Genomic DNA, 7116 nt, shown 5'->3' with positions numbered 1-7116 from the left:
CATCCCTTAGCGTCAATGTGCGCCTGGTGTTCTGCACCGGCTCAGACGGGCGTTCGCGTGGCGGCAGATCTGGTCCACGCGGGACCTTGCCATAGGTCTTCTCGGCCAGCGCCTTCACGGCCTCGGGCTCGACGTCGCCTGCCACCACCATCACGGCGTTGTTCGGCCAGTACTTGTCATAAAAAGCCACGGCGTCGTTGCGGTCCAGCTTCTCGATCTCGTGCATCCAGCCGATCACCGGGACCCGGTAGGGTTGGCTCTGCCAGAGCGTCGTGACGACCTCCTCATCGAGAAGCGCCTCCGGATTGTTGTCGACCCTCAAGCGACGCTCCTCGCGGACCACGTCCCGTTCGGTGTTGATGACGTCATCCGTGAGGGTGAGATTGCGCATGCGATCAGCCTCGAAGCTCATCATCTGCTCCACTGCCGAGGGCGCCACTCTTTCGTAGAAGGCAGTATAATCGTAAGAGGTGAAGGCGTTTAGCGAGCCCCCGATCTCCGCCACCGCGCGGTCCAACTCGCCGGCGCCGTGATTGGCCGTCCCTTTGAACATCAGATGCTCGAAGAAATGCGCGATGCCGGATTTGCCCGGAGGCTCGTCGGCACTGCCGACCTTGTACCACACCATATGGGTGACGATGGGCGCGCGGTGATCGGGTATGACGACCACCTCCATGCCGTTGTCGAGCAGGAAATTCGCTGCCTTGATGTCATCGGCGGCCGCCGGAGACGGCGCGGTCGTCAGAAATGTCAGCGCGGTCGCAAAAGTGCGCCTCGCAGCCAGGCAGACGGTGGTTTCGGTTGTGGTGACCGGGCGATGGACAAGGTTCGCAGGGAAGTGAGTTGTCCCTCAATTTGAAGGTGCTGCGTCCCTGTCGCCCCCACTGGGAGAAGGTGGATTCGTGGGCAGCGCCGGTCCAGACGAGCCCTCACAACGCTGCCAGGCCCGGCTCGGATGTCAGTTTTGAGTAGGTCGGCGCAAGGTGGGGCGGCATTTTTCTGTGTGGGGATCATGGGACGACTCTCCTGCGCGTTTTGCATGACCCCGCAGGAACCGTGCCAGATGAGAAAGCCGTTTCGGCGATGCGATTCAACGGACTCTGTGTTGCCTACCTCCGACATTGTCCGACGTCAGACACCGCCGACTGGGGAGCGCTTGCCGCTTAAAGAGGTGGCTAGGTGAAATACCCTTAGGACTGCGGCGAACATGGTGGCGTTAGCGCGCGCCCGTAGTTGCTGGTCGTCCGCGTACTCTTGCTCACATCGGCCGATCGCAGGTCCCTAACAGGACTCCAAACCAGCGATAGACGCGGTTCTGGGATTTACCGGAGCGTTTCAGAACTTGTGTTTGCCATTCGGAGCGCCAGCGCGGGAGACGCTGTCCGCGACAGGCGCTCATGATGGAGCTTGCGAGCCGCTTTAGCGATTTGACCGGGCTTTTGCTATTTTAGCTTTTGCTGCCCTGAAGTCTCGGATATGAAGCGGACCTGGCTTATGGCCTGCCTACATTGAATGGTTACAAAGGAATACGCTATGGCGACTGGAACGGTGAAGTGGTTCAACAGCACCAAGGGATTCGGTTTTATCCAGCCTGACAACGGAGGTCAGGACGTTTTCGTCCACATTTCCGCTGTCGAACGAGCGGGCCTTTCGACCCTTAATGAGGGCCAGAAGATCAACTACGAGGTCGAACAGGACCGCCGTACTGGCAAATCATCCGCTGGCAGTCTCAGCAAAGCTGGCTGACCTTTTTCTGCTTCTGCCCGGCAAGAGCCGGGCAGAAGTGCCACTGACCGCGCCATAGGAGCGGGCAAGAACACGGATTCCCGCCGACTGGGGCAGGGGATTGTAGCAAGCTGCTAAGTTCTACTGCCACAAGATGTTGCAAGCGAAGAGGGGCGGGTCCCAGCCCTCTTTACTTTCTGCAGCAGATGTTTATCGCATTCTCGATCGAGCGTGCCGGGGAATGAACGAGCAATTCAGCCAGCCTCCAGCGATCGACACCTCCTGGATCAAGAGGGCAGGGTACATCGGCCCTGAGGGACCTGGACCCATCAAGCCTCGCTGGACCTCTTTGGTGACCAAGTTGAACTCGTTCCGTTCAGCGACGGATTGTTCGAAGCATATGAGAATGGCTGCGTCCACGTCGCATGCGTCCCAGCTACGACCTCTCGGAGCCACTCCCTACCTCGACCAAGTCTTGAGCTTGAGGTCTCCCACGATTATCGCCGAGTACCCGAAGGTCCTGAGCTACAGCCTCATGGCCAGCAAGGATGCGAGTTTCTCGATGATCGCTAAGGTGGTGGGCCACCCCGTGGCCCTGCAGGAGGTGGCCGGGTGGCTCGACGAGAACATGCCCAATGTCGAGCGAGAGAGCCGTCTGGGATCGACATCTTTCGTGGCAGAGCAAAAATCTCCCTCGATAGCAGCATTTGGTCCTGCGCTTGGTGCCAAGCTGTACAATCTGCAGATATTGCGAACAGGAATTGAAGAAGGGCTGCATAACGTTACGCGGTGGTGGGTGCTCGGGCGCAGGACCCCTGCGCCGACAGGATTTGACCGGACAACACTTCACCTCCGCGTTTCAGAGCAAAATCTCAGTTGTGTCCTGAACAGGTTCTCGAAGGACAATTTAGCCGTTCTCAATGTCTATCAGCGTCCGACCTGCGAGCGGCTAGACACCCATCAGTATGTCATCGATGTCGCTGGACACGTTTTGACGCACCCGGCGCTGGCCGCGTTGGCGGAGATTGATGGCCTGAGAATTCTCGGATCGTACCCACGTCGCTATTAGTTGTGGCTAGGCTAGGCTAGGCTAGTTTCCGTCCATAACCCCAAAACTGTTGATCTTCATCACTGACGAACAAGGGGCTGCCGCATCGAACTTGATGCGATGTACACGTAATGCCGCGAGCCATGGACGAGATCATCGCGCCGACGATCTTGTCGTTCCCGCCAGTTTCTTGCCTGCGAAACGGTAGTATTCATAGGCACAGATGTCGCCGGCCGGGCATCTCACAAAACCAGTGACCGTTGTATGACTGTGACGCGTTGTGGGCGGCACGCTCGTCCATTCGGGAAGGTCCAACACTTCAATCCGCGCAGGGGCGCCGTGACCGGGGCCTGCGGCAGTTTTACGAGCGTGCCGTTTGGCACGAGCTTATCGCTTTGGCGCCCCTCACGCTGCTTGGCTGTGCTTATGGGACAACCCGGTCGAGAAAAGCATCGAATGCGGCAGCAACAGCGCGAATAACGAAGCGATGCTCCTGCCGCACCCGGATGAGACCGTTTTCGATGTCCACTACCCCGTCCTCGGCCAGCTTCGCCAGGCGTTCAATTGAATCGAGAAAGCGGATTGGATCGAATCCATAGGCCGCACAGATTGCCGGCACATCGGCCTCCAAATCGCACATCAGCCGCTCAATGATTGCGGCTCGCACGCGGTCTTCGTCTGTGAGCCGGTAGCCTTTTGATGTTGCCAGACGGCTACCTGCTATGTGCCGGCTGTAGGACTCGTGTGTCACCTCGTTCTGGACGTAACCATCGCCGACCCGCCCGATAGCCGACGCGCCGAAACCGATCACGGTTTTGCAGGTGTCGGACGAGTAACCCAGCGAGTTACGGCGTAGCCGACCGCGGGTCTGCGCCAGCGTAAGTTCGTCGTCCGGCAAGGCGAAATGGTCGAGGCCGATCTCTCGGTAGCCGGCCGCAACCAGCGTATCTGCCACCGCCGCAGCCTGTTCGGCGCGGGCGACGCTGTCCGGCAGCGCAGTCTTCTCGATCAGGCGCTGATTCTTGATCACCGATGGAATATGCGCGTAGCCGAACACCGCAAGCCGGTTGGGACGCATGGCGGCGGTTGCCGCCGCAGTCTGGACGCAGGACTCTACCGTCTGATTCGGGAGACCGAACATGAGGTCGACGTTGATGGCGCATACTCCATGCCGGCGTAGCTCTTCGACGGCAGCGGCCGTCTGCGCCTCGCTCTGGACCCGGTTGATCGCTTTCTGAATAATTGGATCAAAACTCTGCACCCCGAGACTCGCGCGGCTCACATTGGCTGCTCCCAGTGCCTCGGCGATCTCGCGCGTGAACGTGCGCGGGTCAATTTCGACGGCGATCTTAGCGGGGTCCCTTAACGCGAAGCGGCGGCGCAGGAGTTCGATCATGGCCAAGAATTCCGCTGCCCCGATCAGGGTCGGGGTTCCACCGCCGAAATGCACGTCGTTCACGACGAGCCTCTGCTGCACTTGCTCCGAGACCAAACGGATCTCGTCACGCAGAACGGCCACATAGTCGAGGATCGGACCCTGATTGCGGGCAATCGTGGTCGGAAAGCCGCAATACCAGCAAATCGATCGGCAGAACGGAATGTGGAGATAGAGCGACACCGGATCGTCAGCCGGCAGACCTCTTAGCCATTCCTCATAGCTTTCGGCGCCGACCGCTGCGGAGAACTCCGGCACAGTCGGATAGATGGTGTACCAAGGCAGGAGAGCCTCGCGATGTTTTTTCAGGATAGAAGTCTGCAACAGTTTCTCTCCCAAGTTGATAACTGTCCTCCTTTTACCCCTGCGATCTCCTGTGTCTCTGCGTTATGTCAATTCCGTTCCGCTTCGCGGGTGTGTAATCACACCGTCTGCAAGGAAAAGGCGGGATTTGATCCCGCCTTTCGATGTTTCGCTCACATCATGCCGATCGAGCCGCCAGCCCCACAGCGGGTCTGGATGAGGAAGTCACGCTGGTACCTTCTTTCTGGACCGCTTCTCCGGCGCCGAGACTTCAGGCTCTTTCGGTTTGCGGCCGAGTCCCATTGTCTTGGCCAGGGCAGAGCGCGCAGCCGCGTAGTTCGGCGCGACCATGGGATAGTCCGCCGGCAGACCCCATTTGGCGCGATATTCATTAGGGCTCAGCCCGTAATGGGTCGACAGATGACGCTTTAGCGATTTGAATTTCTTCCCATCCTCAAGGGAGACAATGTAGTCCGGCGTCACCGATTTTCTGATCGGGACCGCCGGCGTCAACACCGTCGGCTCTTGTGCCGAGACGCGACCGGCCGCCGTGCCCTTCAAAGCTTCGTGCACTTGGCCGATCAGGGCTGAAAGGTCCCCCACCGGAACGGGATTGTTGGAAACATAGGCTGAGACAACATCTGTGGTAAGCTGGATGAGGTTGTCGATGTTTTTGAAGTCTTCTTCTGGCATGAAACTCTCCGGTGGATTGGTCTGCGGAGCGTCGCTTCTAGTGGTGATTTCCGGTGAAAGCAACAAATGTCACGACAGGATTGTTCGTTGCTCGTCCAAGATTGAGGTCTATAGCACCACATCACGCGGTCGTGACACTGATCTGCCTGGTAGTCGCTGTCCCATAACTGCGCCAGTGTCCGCCTTTCCGTTCCGATCTCGTCCGTCTGAATTGCAGAGGGAAGACGCAGAAAGCTTGTAAACCATGAGCCGTGCACTCGATGGGGGCAGAAAAGCTTGCGCGTATGAAACAGGCTGGCGTTGCGCCAGCATGTGGCGACAGGCCACAGAACCGACCAAACCCTCAGGCGAACAAACAGCGACTGCGCGTGCGCCATCATTGGAATCCGCCGTCGGGCGATGAATCGCAGTCAATGTCTCCGCCGCTCGATTGGCTTGGTCGACAGGCACGATTCCCTCGATCCGCTGATCTAGCGCAGGGCGTTCGCAGGCCTCATGTGGAGGATGGTTTCCGTGCACATCGTAAGGACTCCATTTATGAAAATTCTATTCCCTGCGGTGGCTGTTGCGCTTGTGGCAGCCACAGCTTTTGCTGCGCAGTCCATTCCGCCAGACCTCAGAGAAACGGCATTGGCCACCTTCAAGCCCTTGCCATTCACGCCGGCGGTCACCAACAACCCGAGCACGCCGGAGAAGATTGCCCTCGGCAAGGCACTGTTCTTCGATCCACGCCTCTCGTCCTCAGGCGTTTTCTCCTGCAACTCGTGCCACAACCTGGCCACCGGGGGCGACGACAATCGTGAGACTTCGATTGGCCATGGTTGGCAGAAGGGGCAGCGCAACGCGCCGACGGTGTTTAACTCCGTCTTCAACAAATCGCAGTTCTGGGACGGTCGCGCCGAAGACCTGAAAGCTCAGGCCAAAGGGCCGATACAGGCCGGTGTCGAGATGGCCAACACATCGCATCGAGTGGTCGAGACGTTCAAATCGATGCCGCAATATGTGGAGTGGTTCCATTCAGCTTTCCCGGATGAAGCCGATCCCATCACCTTCGAAAACGTAGCCAATGCACTCGCAGACTACGAGGCGACACTGGTCACGCCGGCCCCCTTCGACGCCTTCCTCAATGGCGATGACACCGCCATCGGTCCCGAAGAGAAACAGGGCCTGGCCCTTTTCATCGAAAAGGGCTGCTCGTCCTGCCATTCCGGTGTCAATCTTGGTGGGGAAGGCTATTATCCATTCGGCCTCCTTGAGAAGCCTAGCGCCGACGTTCTGCCGGAGAACGACAAAGGACGATTTGCCGTCACCAATGTACCAGAGGATTCCTATGTTTTCCGCGTGCCGTCGCTCCGCAACGTAGCAATCACTGCGCCATACTTTCATTCGGGCAAGGTCTGGGACCTGAGACAGGCGGTCGCTATCATGGGCACCACCCAGCTTGGCGAAGAGCTAACGCAAATCGAAATCGATCGGATCGTTGCCTTCCTTCATTCGCTGACCGGAAAGCGACCGGAGATCACATATCCCATCTTACCGACTGAAACGCCCACAACACCTCGACCTCGATCGTAGGCAGTGGGAAAGCAGACGATCGCGTCGCGTCTGTGAGCATTCCTTGACCGATCTGGGCGAATTGCCACGAGGGTCGTCCGATTGGGCCGCGATACGTCGCCGACGATTGAGCGGCGCACGTTGGGGGAGGAGCCACTGCTTTGCACCAGCCATGCTCCCTCGCGGGGAGATCGACGGCAGCCAGGGTGGCCTCCCGTCAGCACCTCCGCAAATTTACATCGGCCAATCGCCCTGCCAGTCCATCACCACCTTGCCCGAGCTGCCGCTCTTCATCGCATCGAACCCGGTCTGGAAGTCGTCCACGCCGATGCGGTGGGTGATCAGCCCACTGACATCG

The 7116-nt window shown here is 58.8% G+C and carries 6 protein-coding genes; 3 read left to right on the top strand and 3 right to left on the bottom strand.

Translation table 11 applies throughout. The annotated features are described in order from the left end of the window. Window positions 1-676: M16 family metallopeptidase (locus AC0L2Z_RS34545; RefSeq protein WP_473630534.1), on the bottom strand; the 676-nt coding region annotated here is incomplete at its 3' end. An 857-nt stretch (window positions 677-1533) separates the two neighbouring features. Here AC0L2Z_RS34545 and AC0L2Z_RS34540 point away from each other — a divergent pair. Both AC0L2Z_RS34540 and AC0L2Z_RS34535 read left to right on the top strand, forming a co-directional pair. Continuing rightward, window positions 1534-1746 (top strand): cold-shock protein, encoded by a 213-nt coding sequence (locus AC0L2Z_RS34540; protein WP_008874821.1) that lies wholly within the window; start codon window positions 1534-1536, stop codon window positions 1744-1746. Window positions 1747-1879: 133 nt separating this feature from the next. Next, window positions 1880-2794: a prephenate dehydratase domain-containing protein gene (locus AC0L2Z_RS34535; RefSeq protein WP_473630533.1), complete on the top strand. Its 915-nt coding sequence runs from the start codon at window positions 1880-1882 to the stop codon at window positions 2792-2794. Between the two features lie 403 nt (window positions 2795-3197). Here the strand turns inward: AC0L2Z_RS34535 and hemN are convergent, their stop codons facing one another. After that, the gene (gene hemN, locus AC0L2Z_RS34530; protein WP_473630536.1) at window positions 3198-4532 is read right to left on the bottom strand and encodes an oxygen-independent coproporphyrinogen III oxidase; all 1335 of its coding nucleotides are present in this window, start codon (window positions 4530-4532) and stop codon (window positions 3198-3200) included. A 204-nt stretch (window positions 4533-4736) separates the two neighbouring features. Next, window positions 4737-5204 carry a Ros/MucR family transcriptional regulator gene (locus AC0L2Z_RS34525; protein ID WP_065011147.1) on the bottom strand — a complete coding sequence of 156 codons (468 nt, stop codon included), beginning with the start codon at window positions 5202-5204 and terminating at the stop codon, window positions 4737-4739. Window positions 5205-5741: 537 nt separating this feature from the next. Here AC0L2Z_RS34525 and AC0L2Z_RS34520 point away from each other — a divergent pair. Next, window positions 5742-6779 carry a cytochrome-c peroxidase gene (locus tag AC0L2Z_RS34520; RefSeq protein ID WP_473630535.1) on the top strand — a complete coding sequence of 346 codons (1038 nt, stop codon included), beginning with the start codon at window positions 5742-5744 and terminating at the stop codon, window positions 6777-6779. Window positions 6780-7116: the final 337 nt, after the last annotated feature.

The organism is Mesorhizobium sp. WSM4850 (assembly GCF_055811735.1).
The sequence above is the reverse complement of the archived record's forward strand: the minus strand, read 5'-3'. Positions and strand labels throughout refer to the sequence as shown.

Bases quoted from the DNA above. Each gene is read 5' to 3' on its own strand.
- AC0L2Z_RS34535 (WP_473630533.1), top strand. From the start codon at position 1,880: ATGTTGCAAGCGAAGAGGGGCGGGTCCCAGCCCTCTTTACTTTCTGCA.
- AC0L2Z_RS34525 (WP_065011147.1), bottom strand. From the start codon at position 5,204: ATGCCAGAAGAAGACTTCAAAAACATCGACAACCTCATCCAGCTTACC.
- AC0L2Z_RS34540 (WP_008874821.1), top strand. From the start codon at position 1,534: ATGGCGACTGGAACGGTGAAGTGGTTCAACAGCACCAAGGGATTCGGT.
- AC0L2Z_RS34520 (WP_473630535.1), top strand. From the start codon at position 5,742: ATGAAAATTCTATTCCCTGCGGTGGCTGTTGCGCTTGTGGCAGCCACA.